Source organism: Colwellia sp. C2M11, assembly GCF_018860915.1.
GTDB lineage: Bacteria > Pseudomonadota > Gammaproteobacteria > Enterobacterales > Alteromonadaceae > Colwellia.
Window position 1 is genome coordinate 55,940 of the sequence record NZ_JAHKQD010000017.1, and the last position, 16,658, is coordinate 72,597.

Annotated in this window: 11 protein-coding genes and 1 pseudogene; 3 read left to right on the plus strand and 9 right to left on the minus strand. The window is 37.1% G+C overall.

The window, feature by feature from the left end; genetic code table 11:
• The first annotated feature begins 30 nt into the window (after window positions 1–30).
• Both KO509_RS05960 and KO509_RS05965 read left to right on the plus strand, forming a co-directional pair.
• Window positions 31–2,289 (plus strand): alpha-amylase family protein, encoded by a 2,259-nt coding sequence (locus KO509_RS05960; RefSeq protein WP_215972372.1) that lies wholly within the window; start codon window positions 31–33, stop codon window positions 2,287–2,289.
• 38 nt (window positions 2,290–2,327) lie between these two features.
• Entirely contained in the window at window positions 2,328–3,416 is a 1,089-nt protein-coding gene (locus tag KO509_RS05965) for an SMP-30/gluconolactonase/LRE family protein (RefSeq protein ID WP_215972373.1), read from the plus strand.
• Between the two features lie 84 nt (window positions 3,417–3,500).
• On the opposite strand, the gene KO509_RS05970 is transcribed toward KO509_RS05965, so the two are convergent.
• The 9 genes from KO509_RS05970 to KO509_RS06010 form a co-directional block, all read right to left on the minus strand.
• Window positions 3,501–4,622 carry an SMP-30/gluconolactonase/LRE family protein gene (locus KO509_RS05970; protein ID WP_215972374.1) on the minus strand — a complete coding sequence of 374 codons (1,122 nt, stop codon included), beginning with the start codon at window positions 4,620–4,622 and terminating at the stop codon, window positions 3,501–3,503.
• 34 nt (window positions 4,623–4,656) lie between these two features.
• Window positions 4,657–5,367 carry a DUF6445 family protein gene (locus tag KO509_RS05975; RefSeq protein ID WP_215972375.1) on the minus strand — a complete coding sequence of 237 codons (711 nt, stop codon included), beginning with the start codon at window positions 5,365–5,367 and terminating at the stop codon, window positions 4,657–4,659.
• A 5-nt stretch (window positions 5,368–5,372) separates the two neighbouring features.
• On the minus strand, window positions 5,373–6,125 hold the full coding sequence (locus tag KO509_RS05980; RefSeq protein WP_215972376.1) for a hypothetical protein: 753 nt from the start codon (window positions 6,123–6,125) through the stop codon (window positions 5,373–5,375).
• A 60-nt stretch (window positions 6,126–6,185) separates the two neighbouring features.
• Complete coding sequence (locus KO509_RS05985; protein ID WP_215972377.1) at window positions 6,186–6,329, minus strand: hypothetical protein; 144 nt, start codon at window positions 6,327–6,329, stop codon at window positions 6,186–6,188.
• A 69-nt stretch (window positions 6,330–6,398) separates the two neighbouring features.
• A complete protein-coding gene (locus KO509_RS05990; protein ID WP_215972378.1) occupies window positions 6,399–8,114 on the minus strand; it encodes an Ig-like domain-containing protein in 1,716 nt (571 codons plus the stop codon).
• A gap of 168 nt (window positions 8,115–8,282) precedes the next feature.
• Window positions 8,283–11,903, minus strand: coding sequence for a TonB-dependent receptor (locus tag KO509_RS05995; protein ID WP_215972379.1), 3,621 nt, complete (start codon window positions 11,901–11,903; stop codon window positions 8,283–8,285).
• Window positions 11,904–12,012: 109 nt separating this feature from the next.
• On the minus strand, window positions 12,013–13,479 hold the full coding sequence (locus KO509_RS06000) for a sulfatase-like hydrolase/transferase (protein ID WP_252727419.1): 1,467 nt from the start codon (window positions 13,477–13,479) through the stop codon (window positions 12,013–12,015).
• Between the two features lie 14 nt (window positions 13,480–13,493).
• Window positions 13,494–14,933, minus strand: coding sequence for an aldehyde dehydrogenase family protein (locus tag KO509_RS06005; protein ID WP_215972380.1), 1,440 nt, complete (start codon window positions 14,931–14,933; stop codon window positions 13,494–13,496).
• Complete coding sequence (locus tag KO509_RS06010; RefSeq protein ID WP_252727420.1) at window positions 14,930–16,039, minus strand: mandelate racemase/muconate lactonizing enzyme family protein; 1,110 nt, start codon at window positions 16,037–16,039, stop codon at window positions 14,930–14,932. Before KO509_RS06010 ends, KO509_RS06005 begins: the two co-directional genes overlap by 4 nt.
• Window positions 16,040–16,508: 469 nt before the next feature.
• Here KO509_RS06010 and KO509_RS18265 point away from each other — a divergent pair.
• Window positions 16,509–16,586 (plus strand): annotated as a pseudogene (locus KO509_RS18265) (hypothetical protein); the annotation flags it as partial.
• Window positions 16,587–16,658: the final 72 nt, after the last annotated feature.

Below are 16,658 nucleotides of genomic sequence, written 5' to 3' on the forward strand. Positions count from 1 at the left end.
TTTAGTTGTTGTGCTCATTCAAAGCAAATGGTGCAAACAGAAGTTCAAATAGAGCTGCAAGCGAAGATAGTAGATAAAGTAGAAAAATTAAAAAGCCTTATGGCAATCACACAATTGAATAATATTGATGTGAGCCGTGAAAGGATGACGGTTCACCTAACAAGTTTATTTATTGATTGGGCTATTTGGGATGAGAATAATATTACTAAAAATATCCCTTATTATCTCGACCACCCCGTATATAAAGATAGTGCTCAGCACCTTGCAGAGTCATTGCCCGACTTTCAACGTAAGTCCTTAATAATTGTTTTAGACCAAGCCATTGAAGAGTTACAACAAGTAATTTCAGGTGCTATTTCAAGAAAGCCTGTACCAGAAATAAACTGGAGCACGGTAGACATTATTGATAACCAGTTTATTGATAATGGTCAGCCTGTATTTTTGGGCACCTACACTTGGAAAACAGACGAAACATTATCTAATCAATACTTTGGTAACTTACATAGTGCCTATTTAGCTCCTTCATTCATTGTAAATAAAGAACTAGAAATTGATTTCCAAAAACACTTTAGGATAGAAAGCGATACCGATCAACGTATTGGCCAAGTATTTATTTCTCATAGTTCAATACCCGAATGGCCTACAGAGCTAGACCCTAACTTTGACTTAGGAAAGCGACTTTTTAGTAACTATGACATTGATAACCCTTTAGCAAAAACCTTATTTTCAGCACTCTTTAAGAGTTATGTACCATTATTTAAAGATAAAAGATCATCAAAATTAGGTTATATGCTATTTAATGAGCCAAGCTTTTTTACCCAAGCAGACAGTTGGAATAACGGTGCTGTATCGGCATATACCAAAGCTAACTTCAAAGAATGGTTAAAAGGCAAACATCAGTCCATTGGGCACTTAAATACGCTTTGGCACACTAACTTTAAGAGTTTTGCGACACTCGATATTGAAATACCCATGCAATCAAACTTACGTGGGTCACCTGTTTGGTTTGACTGGATGCGTTTTAATCAATATCGAGTTACACAATGGTTTACTTTTTTAGATAGCGAAATAAAAAAATATGATCCGCAAGCTAAAACTCATATAAAGCTTATGCCTTGGTTATGGAATACTGACACTCGTGATCACGGGCTTGACTTTGAGTCATTACTTGAAATTACCGATATTATTGGCTTTGATGCTAATTCACAATACAGCAATTTCAGAGGTGTACAGCCTTATGAGGCAAACTTTAGCTTTGATTGGCAAAGTGCAGCGATGTCATTTGATTTTTTCAGTTCGGTTCAACCAGAGCAATTATTATGGGACTCAGAAAACCACTTTTTTAATAATGTAAAATTTCAAGAACGTGATATTGATCCTGATTATGTTAGAGCTATCTATTGGCTGGCCTCAACTCATGGTTTAGCTGGCTCTTCAACATGGCTATGGGGGCGTAATCTTGACGGTTCTATTATCAGCCGTAAAAAACAAAACTCTGAGTTTATTACTGAAGTGACTCACCAACCTATTGGTTTACATTCATTAACTCGTACTTTGATGGACATTAACGCACACGGCGCCGACATTCAATTACTAAGAAAAGCACCAAAATCAATACGTATCTTTTATTCAGAAACTAGCGCCATCAATCAACCTGAATACATGACAACAATTAGAGAAACCTATCAATCGTTATATTTTGAAGGGGTAGCTTTAGGCTTTGTTAGTCAAAATATTATCAATAATCAACAGAATGACTGGCAAGTTATTGTGATCACCAATACACCTAATGTCACAACAGATGAATTAAAAGCATTGTCTCGTTTTGCACAAAGTGGTGGCACCATCTTTATCGACAATAACAGTTTATTGTTAAATGAATATAATCAAAAGCATGATATAACTAGCTATCCAAAGGGAAAGAACGTATTTCATCTAACCAACTTAACCGACATAACGAGACAAATAAATAAAACCTTGTTAGATAAGGGGAATTCGCCGGCAATAACACTCACAGAGCTAACGACTCCTTCTGAGAACTACAATCCTGTTCACAAACATCAAGATAAAACACACAAAACCATAGCGTGGCGTGTTGTACAGCGTGATGCTAAAACGTCCATCGTATCAATAGTTAATACTGGTCACCACGCCAAAGCATTTTCTTTAAAAAGTACCATAGGGAATACTCCCCTTAGCATCCTTAATTTACTCACCGGTAATCACGAAAATCCTGTAATTAAATTAGGTAAAAGAAAAACCCTCTTACTCAGGGTCACTCATAACTAAAATAAACTACTAATAATTTATAACAAGAGTCAAAATTTATGAAAAGCAATAAACTAAATAAGTTTAAATTTAGCCTATTAACAACATTACTATTTACTGGCATGTATGGTTGTAGTGCTAATATGTCAAAAACGGAAGTTGCCACTGAAATAAAAAATAATGGTAAAGCAACACAGTTAGGTAGTGCCAAGTTATTTGCCACACTTCCTAATAGCTGCCCTACCCCTGATGGTTTAGCTATTGCGCCTGACGGCTCGTTAACACTTGCCTGTACCAATTACGCAAACAAAGGTAATAAACCAGGAATATTATTATCTATTTCACCGAATGGGGATATTGCAACTATTGGCGAAACTCAAGGAGCCAAAAAAGGCGGTAAAGGTAGACCAATGGGCATAGCTTATGCTCCAGATGGCTCTCTATATGTTTGTGATAGTGGCCGAATACTTAGACTTACTTTTAAGGGCGGGAAGATAGCAACGACGGAAGTTGTTGCACGTGGATTAACACAAGCAAATGGCATTAGAATTCATAATGGCTCAGTTTATGTTAGCTTACTGCAAATGAAAAAAATAAAATCTAAAAATTTAACTAGCGGAATTTATCAATTTTCATTGAATGACCGGAATATTGCCGTCACCAGTACAGAGCAAGATAAACAACTCCTATTTAAAACAGAAACAAAAAACCCTGACCGTCAGTTTGGTCTTGATGGTTTAGTGTTCGATAAGAAGGGATATTTATATACAGGAAACTTTGGCGACGGTGAAATTTACCGCTTAACATTAAGCCCAGACGGTAAAAAAGTTATCGAACAAGAAATTTACGCCCAATTACCTAAAGATACTGGTTTAGACGGTATCACTATTGATGATAGCGGAAACCTTTATGTTGCTGGTTTTTTAAAAAATCAAATAATTAAAGTGGCTACCGACAGAACTGCTACGGTACTTGCACAATACCCAGATAATAATGGTAGTCATGGTGAGCTTGACCAACCCTCTGAAGTGATTGTTTATGGTGATAAATTGATCGTTTCTAATTTTGATTTAATGGGGGGTAAAGGCATAGTTAATAGCAAACACAGTGCGCCCTACACTTTATCTTATCTTGACTTAAACAACTAAAAACTCACTGTTTTTGCTAGGTTATGACGTTAAAATGTCATAACCTAGTTACATTTTTCTGATAACACAATACTAAAAACTTAACTACTTAATTGGTATACTGAGTAAATTATCATCTGCAGTAATATATAAGGTTTTCTCATCCGTGGTAAAAGTACAGTTTGAAGTAGCTAGACCTGTTTTTATTTTGGCAAGCACCTCTCCCTCTGGACTGAATAACCAAACACCACCTGGACCTGTAGCAAAAATCACCCCACTAGAATGCACTGCCATACCATCGGGAAGTCCTTGTTGTTCAGGTTGCCCTATTAGATATTGAGCATTAAAAAATTCACGCCTATTAGCTAATGAGCCATCATCTTGTACGTCATAAACAAACCATGCTGGAGCACGCTTATCCGAAACCGAAACATATAAAGTTTTATCATCAGGTGATAAGGCAATACCGTTTGGCACGGTTAACGTATCGTCAACAAGGATTAATTCACCATGAACCGACAACCGGTACACGCCAGCAAAAGGCGTTTGTTGTACCCTTTTTTCTCTTGTTAACGGTTTTTTATACTGTTTTTCAACAAGTCTTTTTTCTTGCCTGTTATCACCTGCTTTAAAAACGACATCTAAACCTATTGCTGGGTCGGTAAAATACAAGTTACCTTGTTGGTCAAACACACCGTCATTAGTGCCGTTTAAACGCATGCCATGGTAGTTATTCACTAAATTAGTAAAACGTGCTTTGGGTTGGTTAAGAGGCGCTTGCATCAGTGATACTTGACGTTCACCTGTTTGTAATAATACCAACTCGTTTTTCTGATTTATTAATAAACCATTAGAGCCTGGCCCTTTAGCAGAAGGCGCTGAAAAACCAGTATTCTCAAGGTAGATTTGGTTACCATGCGCTATCGAAAATTTTCGAATAAGGTTTTTAGGAATATCACTGAATAACAGATAATTTCCATCTGCCACCCATACTGGTCCTTCAACCCAATCAAAGCCCTTCCCTCTGACACTGACGAGTGTTTCATTATCAAGATATTGATAGGCTTTATCGTCATAAATGTCGATAGAACCAATCGTTTCCTCAGCATCATTCATAGAGAAAGGCTTAACTACGCTATCGTTAATACTCGATTGTATACTGCATGCCCCTAACATAAATGTTAGTACTGTAACTTTTACTATTTTTGGGTGGTTTTTTAATCGCATCTTATTGCCACTTTTTCTATTAGTATATTTTTAATCATTTAAATTCAATAAAGAAATTAGCAGATAGTCTTCCTACCTTTGGAGCAGCACAAACATCACGTTGTGGTTTATCAATAAAGGCTGAGTGTAAGATAGTCCCAGGATAAATGACTAAACGGTTGGTTTTATAGTCAACCTTATGTATCAGTTCAAAATGATCAGTTGAATGGGTAAAGTATTGCTGCACAGGGTTACCCTTTTTATTAATATGCTGTTGAGCAGACTCTAAGTAAGCCGATTTTCGTACTGCTGTTATATTTTCAAATCCCGTTGGTTTTTGGCAATAAAAGCCAGTACCACCAAAGTCTCCTTGATTTAAATAATGCAACATGGCAAAGCTAAAAATTTTGGTATTATCAAAGTGGGGAATGCATTGCAGTAAATCTAGTTCTTGTATTTGCTTAGTGATTAAGGAATAACTGCCATTTTGAGGAAATAAGGTTAATGACTTTGGTACTCCAAATATTTTATAAAATGTTACGGCCGTATGTTGTAGCAAAGCCATACCATAGTCACTCCCCACCGGCGCTCTGACACCCGGATAATACTCACCGACACTCCTCTTGTCGCTGGTATATGAGCATTTAGTCGCTTCATTAATAGCCGCAGAGTAGTCCAACATAAAATTATCAACAACCAAAATAGGTGTTTTTTCATTACCAATAAAACAAACTTGTTGGGTTAAATGAGGGTTAAGGGAATACATATGTTTTATTTAACTTTTTTGTCAGACAAAGTGAAATGTTTGCCATATTTATCACTAATAGTTTCTTTTTTGCCAGTTTCAGCAAGATGAACTATCCAAGCATAATTACCGATAGGAAAGTCAGCGGTTAAATTACTTAATGGTAGAGTGAAGGTACCAGGCTCGGTGACAGGAAACTTCAATGCACCGAATTCTTTCCAAGTATCACTATCTGCTAGTTTAATGTGTAAATCTCTGGGCTCAGTAATATCGTATTGAATGGTTAATTTAGCTTCTTGCTTGCCAATAATTTGTTTTGGCCACTTAACAAAGTTGATTTTGTCTTGCTTACTGAAAATCGTTTTCTTCACGTATTTTTTTTCATTAATAACAGTAAAGTCGAATGGCTTTACTTGGAATAATCGGTCATTCCAATTCTTGCCTCGAGGGGTTAAATAAGCTGCAATACGGTATTGACCTGCCTTTAAATCATCTATCTCTACTTCAAAGTGGTATTTTCCTGACTTTTTAATACGCTTCATGGTTTTCTTAATCGTTCGCGCTCCTTTTACTGTTTGAAAGGCAACGTGTAAGTCTCGAGTTTTATCAACTTCTAGCTCAACATAAACCGTTGGTGACTGCTCATAACCGATAACTTCAGTCGCAGATAAACTTGTAATTGTATCTGCTGCCTGTAATGTTTGGGCAAAAAAAAGGCATAAAAATGTTAAAGTAAATACACCATATCTTAGCTGCTTTTCTAATTTTAATGAGTTCATTTATTTCCCCTTATTTGATTAAATATATCACTTCAGTCTACTGTTTTGCCTGATAAACACCTACCCAACTACTTGCATAACACTGGGGTAGCCTTTAGCCGCTACCTTTTCTTGTGCCGTACAGCGGTCAAAGCCATGGTTCTCAGTTATTACTGACAGGGTAGTAGGATAGTATTGTTGTGTATTTCTTATGTCGTTTAACATAATCAATTTTTTACAAGTATTATAAAAAAGCCATCGGTTAAGATGGCTTTTTATTAACAGGCAGAAGGTTTATTCAACTTCTACAATAGAAGCTTCATCAAGGATAATACTTTGTCCTGCAGATAGTCCGTTAACTTCCCAGAATTGAAAAACGTCTGTAACAATATTCCATTCACTTGGTACAGTCCATACTGAGGTTTCAGATGCTTCATCAATTAATTCAACTAACTGCCAATCTGTCGTTGGTTTTAGCTGTGCTGATGCAATACCAGCATTTGAGCGACGTAAATCAAAGCCTGGTCCTGTTGGGCTCCCTTCATATACCCAAGCAGTTAATGATTGTGTTAGTGTGATTGGATCAGTAACTTCTTGCGATAATTTAACCCAAACAGAGAACTTATATTTTTTCCCTACTGATGCACCACCTAACCCAAAGGTTGCTGAATACCAATTACGCTGTTTATTCCAAACTTCTTGATGTGCAACTGTTTTATCTTCACCCTGACTAGTCAATAGAATAGCCCCACCTGATAATTGAGTACTCGCTAAACTTACCCAAGCTTCTTTGTATGGTGCGCCTACCTTGTCTAGTTTTAAATCGGTATTAAAACCTGCTGGGTGCTCTGATACGCCTGGGTTACACGAAAGGTTTTCTTCTGCGGTAACAGCAATAGTTTGCCCATTAATTTCACTACCTTGGGTAGTTCCTGTGTAACCAGTATTATATGCAACAGCTAAATTGGCCGTTTCACCTACAGATAATGTATTAGCAAAACGTCCTGTTGCGCCGAATGCGCCATTACTTTCTTCTTCATCGAAGCTTGCATTAGCATTGTCAGAAGTCCAAGTATATGTATATGCACCCGTTAATTCATCATTATTTATAGATGGCTCAACCCCAATACCAATGTTGGTACACGTTGGTACAGACTTAATACCCAATGGAGCACCTAGATCATTATAATCTTGGTTGGTAATAGCTAAATTGAAACCCGATGTTACCGTGACTAACGCTGTTGTTGATAATTCTGGATTTTCAACGCTGCTAACCGTAATAGTGGTTTCACCAGTGTTAATACCTGTAATATTACCGTCAGTATCAACTTCTGCAATAGCACTGTCTTCAATAGCGTAAGTTAAATTATTATTACATGCATACACAGGCGCTGTAGATGACAACATTGGCTGAACACCGCCCAAAGCAACTGAAATATCAGAGGCATTAACTTCTGTTACAGGGTCAGAAATCGCATTAATAGTCATGCGTATGGTTCTTGTAGGGAGTACAGCACCTGCTTCTAATTCAAAACCATTATCTAATACATAAGTTATGTCATAAGTTATTGATTGTGGATAATCTCTTACACCATCTCCTATAGGATCACCATTTTCATTTGTAGCACCTTTAACATCTGTGGTGTCACACATACGTAGTGATTCAGCAAAGGCATCCGTATCTATGTACATAATGTTATCTTCACTAGAAACGGTAAAAGGTGAGGCGGGTTGGCTAGGTAGGTTCACAACAACTTGCGGTGTTACAAAGTTCTCATTTAATGGTGTAAATAAAAAGTTTCTAGCAAATATTGTGTTCTCCGCTGAGTTGGCTGATGTACCATTTATGGTAGCACCTTGTAGTAGATCAAATGATATTACGCCAGACATTTCATCAAGAGACAATACAATTGGCTCTTCAGAATATTCTACGGGGTAATCAGATTTGAAATTGTAATCTAAACCACCTTCATTACCACAACCTGCTAACGAAGCGGAAATTATGGTCATTAGTATTGTCTTTTTTAGTAAGTTAGTGTGCATCTTACTTCTCCAATTTATTACTTGCCTAATGTATTTTTTTAGGCAGGCTTTAGTTAATTTTATATTGGCTTAGCCTAGGCTTTGTTACATATTTAAAACGCAACAAAGCCTTAGCCTCCTAATAGGATTGTTATTTTAAAAAGTGCCTCTAATACCTAAACGGTATTGACGACCATTTTTGAACACAGCAACCGTTCTATCGCTTGTTACACTGTTGTCAAATGCACTTCCTTCATCCATAGAAATATCACCTGATTCATTTCTTGTATCGTAACTTGTATAGTAGTTACGTCGTGTTTCATCAGTTAAGTTAGTCACTTGGAAAGTCATGCTAATGTATTTATTGAGTGCATAACTTGAACTAAAATCAAGCCTATTAGACGCTTCCTGCCAAACAGCACCACCAAGTAAGCCGTCATTAATTAACTGTTCGCTTGTGTATCGGTTAGCAAAACGCAAACTCAATCCTTCTTTTTCATAAAAGATAGTGGTATTAGCTGAATGCTCTGGCGTAAATGCTTGTGGTAATGGTTGTGTAAAAACTCCTGTTGTACCAATTTCTTCAGTTTCTTTTTCGGAATTTTGGTATGTATAATTAATACTTGCTCCAAGACCCGACCAAATACCTGGCAAAAAGTCATAGTTCTGGGTATAGCCTAACTCTAAACCTTTAATTTCAGCACCTTTACCATTTTTAATGATGTCGATACTGGCGGTATGGCATTCAATTTTCCAATCTGCTGACTGTGTTCCACCTACATAACGATGTGGTGAACAATTATCGGCATCACCAGGAGCTCTATTTTCATCATAATCAAGTAATAAATTGGCATCAGATAGAGCATAGTCTGAACGCACATCTTTATAATGATATGGCGTAGTAACATTTTCTTCGAAATTAGTCATTTTCTTATAGAACATTGCGACAGAAATCATGCCAGCATCATTGAAATACCATTCATAAGATAGATCTAAATTTCTAGACTCAAGCGGTTTTAAGTTAACATTACCCGCAGTGCCTTCAGCTGTTGTGCCCCAAATATTTTCATTAATTACAAGTCGAGGGTTTAATGAGTCAAACTGAGGTCTTGCCATTGTTTTTGATACAGCAAAACGACCAATCATTTCATCGTTAATGGCATAATTTAGATTTAAACTAGGTAATAGTAATGATTCAGTGTTTGTACCATATGATGGTGCTTCACGACGGCTTGATGAATCTACATTACCATTAGGGCCTGTCCAAGACGTTGATAAATCTAGGTACTGCCACACGTCACCTGCTCTATTGAAGTTTCTATGTGCACTACCGACCACATCAACTAAGTTACCATTTACATCAAGAATTTGGTTTGGTAAAGGAGTTAACCCGTTAACACTTGGTACCGCACCAGAGTAATCAATATTAGTTAAATTATTGGTACTACTGCCACCTGGCAATACCCATTGTCCATCAACATAAGGAGTTGTAGCATCATTTGTATAATCGTAACCATGAGTAATAGCCCAATCCCAACAGCCTGTTAATTGGTCTGAATTTGATGCGCCAAAACGAGTATCAGCTAATCCAGTAGCAGGATCAACAGCCGCAATAGCTTCAGGACAATAATCAGATCCTTCAATATCACCAAGACGACGAGTGATTAGAAGGTCATAAGGATTAAGTAAATGAGGATTACGGTAATAGTTAATACCACCCACACCTGATGCTTTGTTTGTATCTTTAATATAACGAAGACCGATATTACCGGTTAACCTACCATCAAAGCCTTCAAAGTTAACTTTAACATAGGCAGCATTTGTTTCAGTTTCGATCTGACGTGTACCTAACGTATTTTCATTAACACCTACCGTGCCAGGATCTCGACCTGAAAACTCAGCAATAGCTTTATTAGCATCAAGCATTGCCCAGCCACCAAAGAATGCAGCGCTTCGGTCACCGACTAGATCTTCACCAAAGTTATCGTATGGAAAAGCTTCACCAGACATCATATCAATAATGCCAATTGATCCCATACCTACTGTGCTGTAGTTGATGTTTGGATCACTACGGTCAACTAATGTAGTGCCATTATTAACTGTTTGGTTTTGTGTATATACATCTTTATTACGTTTTGCATATTTACCACCAAATTCGATTGTTGTAATAATATCGAATAAATCAAGATCCCATTCAAAATCAACTTTAATTTGCTTATTAGTATCTTCTTGGTTGTTATCTCTAAAAGTTAAACTACCTAAATGATTGGCTTCTAAATCAAATGGGTTAAAACGACTCGTTGCCGACGTTACACTACCGTCAAATGGGTCAAGCGTTGCTGAAGTCTCACCCATTGCATATGAACAATCTCCACCATTGTTATAACAATCAAATCCGATTGGTTCGATGATATCTGCTGGCATACCGTCGATTAAAGCACGACCTGTCGTATTCCATGTAGCTGTTGATAACCCGACAAAGTTAATAGTTTTATCTTCAGTTCCTGAATAACCTGCCGATAGCTCCATTCTTAATGCATCGGTGAAATTATGATCCACGGTAAATGAAACAACATTAGTTGTTAGTTCACGCTCACCTTGATTTCGTGAAAAATTACCTGAAGCCCCTCTACTATATGACTTATCAAGTGTACGAGTCTCTAAATTTACACCGTTCCAATCAGTAACAGGATCATTAGGTGAAACGCCTGTTAATGGGCCAAAGTTCAATCTAAAATTATTGTACTCAGTAGCGACTGTTTGCTTAGTGTGGGTGAAATCTAATTGAAAATTAGTATTATCTCCTGGCTCCCATTCCAAACCAGAAGAGATTGATAAACGATCACGTATGTTATTAGTAACAGAAATATCTGTATAGTTTCTCGCTAAAACATCTAAAGGGCCATCAACAGACGTTTGTGTAGCAGGATCCCAATCTGGTAGATCTGCTACTGTTTGCCCTTCACCTAAAACACGAATTGCTTTACCTGATGCTAGGTCATGAGCTGTGCGACCATTTGCTGAGTTTAAATCAGAAATTGAAATAGTCGTATCAACCCAGTCTGTATTTAGTCTATCTTCACGGGTTTTTTGTTTGTCTTTAGAAACTGTTATAACAAAACCAAAAGTATCATCAAAATACTTATCTGCGAAACTACCCGTTATTCGACCATCATTTTCTTCAGAAAAATCATTATATCGCCCTTCAATAGCTAATGTACGACGAGGTGCATTTAATGATAAAGGCTTAACAGTACGTAGAATAACACTCGCACCTAATGAACCTTCTTCTTGGTCTGCCGAAGATGTTTTTACAACATCAATCGAAGAAAGTATATCTGAAGAAAAAGAACTTAAATCAACGCTTTGGTTAGCTGAAGGATCAGAACCACCACCAGATAGACCACTCGTTAATGCTACACCGTTTAAAGATATTTGGTTAAGATTTGGGCCTGCACCACGTACGGAAATACGTGTTCCTTCGCCATCTTCTTCTTGAACATTAACGCCAGTAACGCGTGATAACGCATCTGCAATGTTTTGGTCGGTTGATTTACCAACATCTTCAGAATGAATAGAGTCACTTACGTTATCTGAAAAGCGCTTAGCATTCATCGCCTTTCTTAAGCTACCTTTGAAGCCTGTAACTTCAATTACTTCGATTTCTTCTTTCTGTTTTTTTTCATCAGTCTTTTCATCCTGAGCATAAATTGGCGTAACAAAAATAGTTGCCAACACAGCTGCAGAAACTGCTGATAATTGAAATTTATGGTTCATATACTCCCCCAGTTTTATTTTAATTATTCAATGATTTAATTTCTTTTTGTTGTAATTCATTTTTTGTAATTTTTAAAAAATACATTTAGCTATCAAGTTTAAATTTAACTTAGTTTTCGAGAGGCTTGTTGTGATATAGATCCATTCGCTCTATGTCGTAGTTTTCAAATTTTCGTTGTAATAACCAACGAGGCCTTTCTAAAGTTGATTCCCATTCGAACAATTTTTTGAACATTTCTTTAACTTTAGCAGGATGTTTTGCAGCAACATTGTTATGCTCTTTCAGATCATCTGGCAGAAAGTAAAGCTCTGCTGGTCGGTCAGGAAAACGCATCATTTTCCAATCGCCAATCCTAATGGTTGCTCTTACATCCTTCTTCCAATACAAAATATTGTGTGGACGCTCGTCTAATTTACTGGTTAAAAATGGTATAAGATCTACGCCGTCAATATTTTTAATTGTTTCAACATCTCCACCCGCAGCAGCATAAAAAGTAGGAAGTAGATCAAGTAAGCTAATAGGGTTTAAGTAGGTAACATCAGCTGCTAAATGCGCTGGCCATTTCATTAAAAATGGCACACGTATGCCACCCTCTAAATGATTAGATTTAGTACCACTCAGCGGATAATTATCAGAAGCATTTCGATCCGATGGGCCACCATTATCGTTAGTAAAAACGACTATAGTATTATCTGCGATACCAAGTTCTTCTAATTTATCTAAGATTCTCCCAGAAGCCCTATCTAATGCCAATGTCATCGCTGCAACCGTTTTACGCTTACCTGTTAACTCTGGAAATTGTGCTAAGTCTTCTGGTGTTGCGTCCATAGGAGTATGTACAGCATTAAATGATACAAAGGTAAAAAATGGTTTACCTTCTTTAGTTTTTCTTTCGATAAAGTCAATTGCTTCATCTGCTAATACATCAGTTAAGTATTCTTTTGGCTCTTCCATTTCGCCAAAGTTACGCTCCATTAAGTCAAGATCACTTGCTGGTGCTTTTGAATAAGCAAAATAACTTCTAGCCCCGCCACGAAAACCATAAAACTCATCAAATCCTCGTTTTAATGGATGAAACTTATCTGCACCACCTAAATGCCATTTACCATAAACTGCTGTAGCATAGCCTTGCTTTTTCAAGTAATCGGCCATCGTGACTTCCTCTATAGGGACTCCCATCGCACGTCCATCAGCTGCTGAATTTTTACTCATATAGCTAGGGACATTATTTTCTTCAAAACCAAAGCGTTGCTGATATTTACCCGTCATTAACCCTGCTCTAGAAGGACCACATGTAGGATCAGATACATAAGCTTGGCTAAATTTCACGCCTTGGGAAGCTAATTTGTCTAAATTAGGTGTTTTCATTACCTTGCTACCATGAAAACCAAAATCGCCATAACCTGCATCGTCAGAAAATAATAAAATAATGTTAGGTTGCTTAGTGTTAGATATTTTAATTTCTTTCGTATCTTTAGACGTATTATCAGGCGCAGCAGAAGCCATAGCTGATAATAGTAGAATACTGACTAAGATAGTTTTTAAAAGGTTATTACTAAAGTGACTGAATTTCATAAGGTCCTCCCTCCCTAATCATTTACTAAAATAGAAACGCGTTTATTGGTTAAATATTCTTCAAGACTATAACGAGAACAATCTTTACCCACACCGCTTTGCTTTAATCCACCATGCGGTAAATGAACGCCGTAATGCACTTCATTAATACAAACACTACCGGCTTGAATCTCATTAGCCGCTTGCATACCACGTTTCAAATTGGTGGTGTAAACATAAGCAGATAGACCGTACTCACAGTCATTTGCTAAGGCAATAATGTCATCTTCGTCAGTGAAAGGTATAATAGGTAGTACCGGACCAAAAATTTCTTGACTCGCTACAGACATATCTACACTTACGCCAGAAAGGATGGTTGGCTCCATGTAAAACCCTTTATCATGAGAGCTAGGTACTTTTCCACCCAATGTTAAGATAGCGCCCTTTGCAATAGCATCATTAACAAGTTCAAGAATACGTGTACGCTCTTTTTCATTAATAACAGGCCCCATTTTACGACCTTCACCACCGCGACCAGCTTGTAAAGTAAGGCCTTGAGCATGTGTTTTGGCTTCTTTAATAAACTCTTCATAGATAGACTCATGAACAAAACAACGATTAGGTGACACACACACTTGACCACTATTACCGTATTTAAGGTCAATAATATTATGTGCAGCTTTTTTAACTTCAGCATCGTCATAAACAATAACAGGTGCATTACCACCAAGTTCTACTGAGAAATGTTTAACACTAGTACAAGCTGTTTGCATAGCTTTCACACCTGAGTTGGTTGAACCAATCATGGTAAATAATGCAGGGATTTTGCTGGTTAGTAATGGGTTAGTAACATCGTAGTCATTACTGCTAATAACATTGATAACACCCGCTGGAAAACCAACTTCAAGTGCTAATTCCGCACAACGTAAAGTTGCTAGTGGCGTAACTTGTGACGGTTTAATAATACTACTACAGCCTGATGCTAATACAGGTCCTAGCTTGTAACCAAAGTTTAGTAACGGAAAGTTCCAAGCTAAAAAGCCTACAGCTACGCCAATAGGTTGGCGTTGTATATAATGATGGAACCTACCATCAGGGTCGACAATGACTGGTTGTTCTACGCGTTTTGCTTCTTCGCTGAAATAACGTAAACAAGTCACCAACATACCAAAATCATATTCGGCATTATCTAGTGGCTTACCTGATTCACTGATAAGAATATCGATGATTTCATCTTTATGGGCTTCAAGTAAATTGGCATAAGCCAAGATTAATTTTTCTCTGTCTGCAATAGATACTTTTGACCATTTATTAAAGCCTTGCTCAGCCGCAATTAGCACATCTTCAACTTGCTGCGCTTCAATTTGTGGCACACTGGCTACATGTTCTTCATTATCAGGATTAAATACCGGAAAAGAAGTTGATGAACTTACTCGTTCACCATTAATTATCATTTTATATTGAATATCGTTCATTTTGATTCCGTCGTACATATTGTAAATTCAGTTAACGCATCGCGGTCTATTTCAACCCCAAGACCCGGTGCAGTAGGGACAATTGCTTCACCTTGAATAACTTCTACACTGACCTTATAAAGGTTATCGCGCAAAGGATTTTCAGTGCGGTCATACTCTAAAAATAGATTTTTAGATTCAGAGCGTCCAGGCTCTGAGTAGCTAGTAGCTAAGAAATGAGTAGCAGCGGCCAAATTTAATTGAGTTCCCCAAACATGTGGGATCATATTCAAACCATTGGCAGAAGCTATCGTACGTATTTTTAATGCTTCACTTATACCCCCACAATAGGCTAAGTCGGCTTGAACTAATTGAACGCCACCTTGTTCGATAAGCTTTTTAAAACCGTAACGTGTTTGTTCACATTCACCAGTAGCTATAGCTACACTAGTTTTATTTTGTAGTTGTCTAAATAAGTCAGGATGTTCTGGACTTAGTGGCTCTTCAAACCAATGATAGTCATTTTCTTCAAGATATTTGGCTATTTTAATTGCTTCTGGTAAGTCGTAGGCGTGATTTGAATCAGCAGCCAAAACTGTTGTTGGCATAGCTTTGCGCATCGATTGAATAAGCTTTATATCAAAATCGATATTTTTACCGACCTTAATCTTCATCGCTTTAAAGCCTTGTTCTGTATAACTAACAGCTTCAGCTACTAACTTATCAAGCAACTGAGCTTCAGGTATTTCTTGGAAATACATACCAGTTGCGTAACATGGAACTGTAGATCTAGCTGCGCCGCCCATTAATTGGCTAACACTTAAGCCAAGTGCTTTAGCTTTTAAATCCCATAAAGCCATATCTATACCAGACATTGCGCCCATCATAATACCTGAGCGGGCGAAATCTAATGATGCACGCCACATATGGTGCCAAATGGTTTCAGTAGAAACAGCATCCATACCGAGTATTCTGGGTGCGTAAAACTTCTCGACAGCCGCTTGTGTCACATCAGCAGGACCATAACATTCACCCCAACCTACTGTTCCATCGTCTGCAATGATCTCAATAAGCAACACATTACGTTGGTTATAAAACCATTGAGAGAATCCAAAAGGTTCTTTCAACTCACATCTTATGTGGTGAGTATTTATGCATTCTATTTTCATTTATCTTTAACCTTTTTTGGCTATATGAGAAGACGTAGCGTTGAATACTGTAGTAACAATATTAATAATAGCCATATAATTTTTATTTAATAAGTAGTATATAGTTAAACATATGATGTTTATATTTGCAATATTATATTACAATATAAATAAAGAGAAAAACGAAACGCTAAAAACAACCATATAGGAAGTTGCTATTTAGCGTTTCCTCACTGTTTTTTTTGATGGTGAGCTTAAAACAAACGTAGAAAAATATTTAAAGATCACCTAACGAATTGCCCACAATAAAGAGGAAAAACTGAGTAGATTTAAAAATAGTACATTAACTAAAGGGGAACGCTTACAAGAAAATATATTCAATCATATGGTACAAAAAATTTTACTTACAAAAGTAGTTTTCACCCATTAACCTAATAAGCTTGGTTTAAGTTGGGTCACAACACGTTCAAAACATCCTAAACAATCACTAGAGGCACAAAAAACCTTTAAAAAAACTCCAATTTGAAATGATCGCTAAGATCCCTTTAGCTATAGCCCTTAAGCAAGTAGACGTTTGGTTTCAGGATGAAGCGCGTTT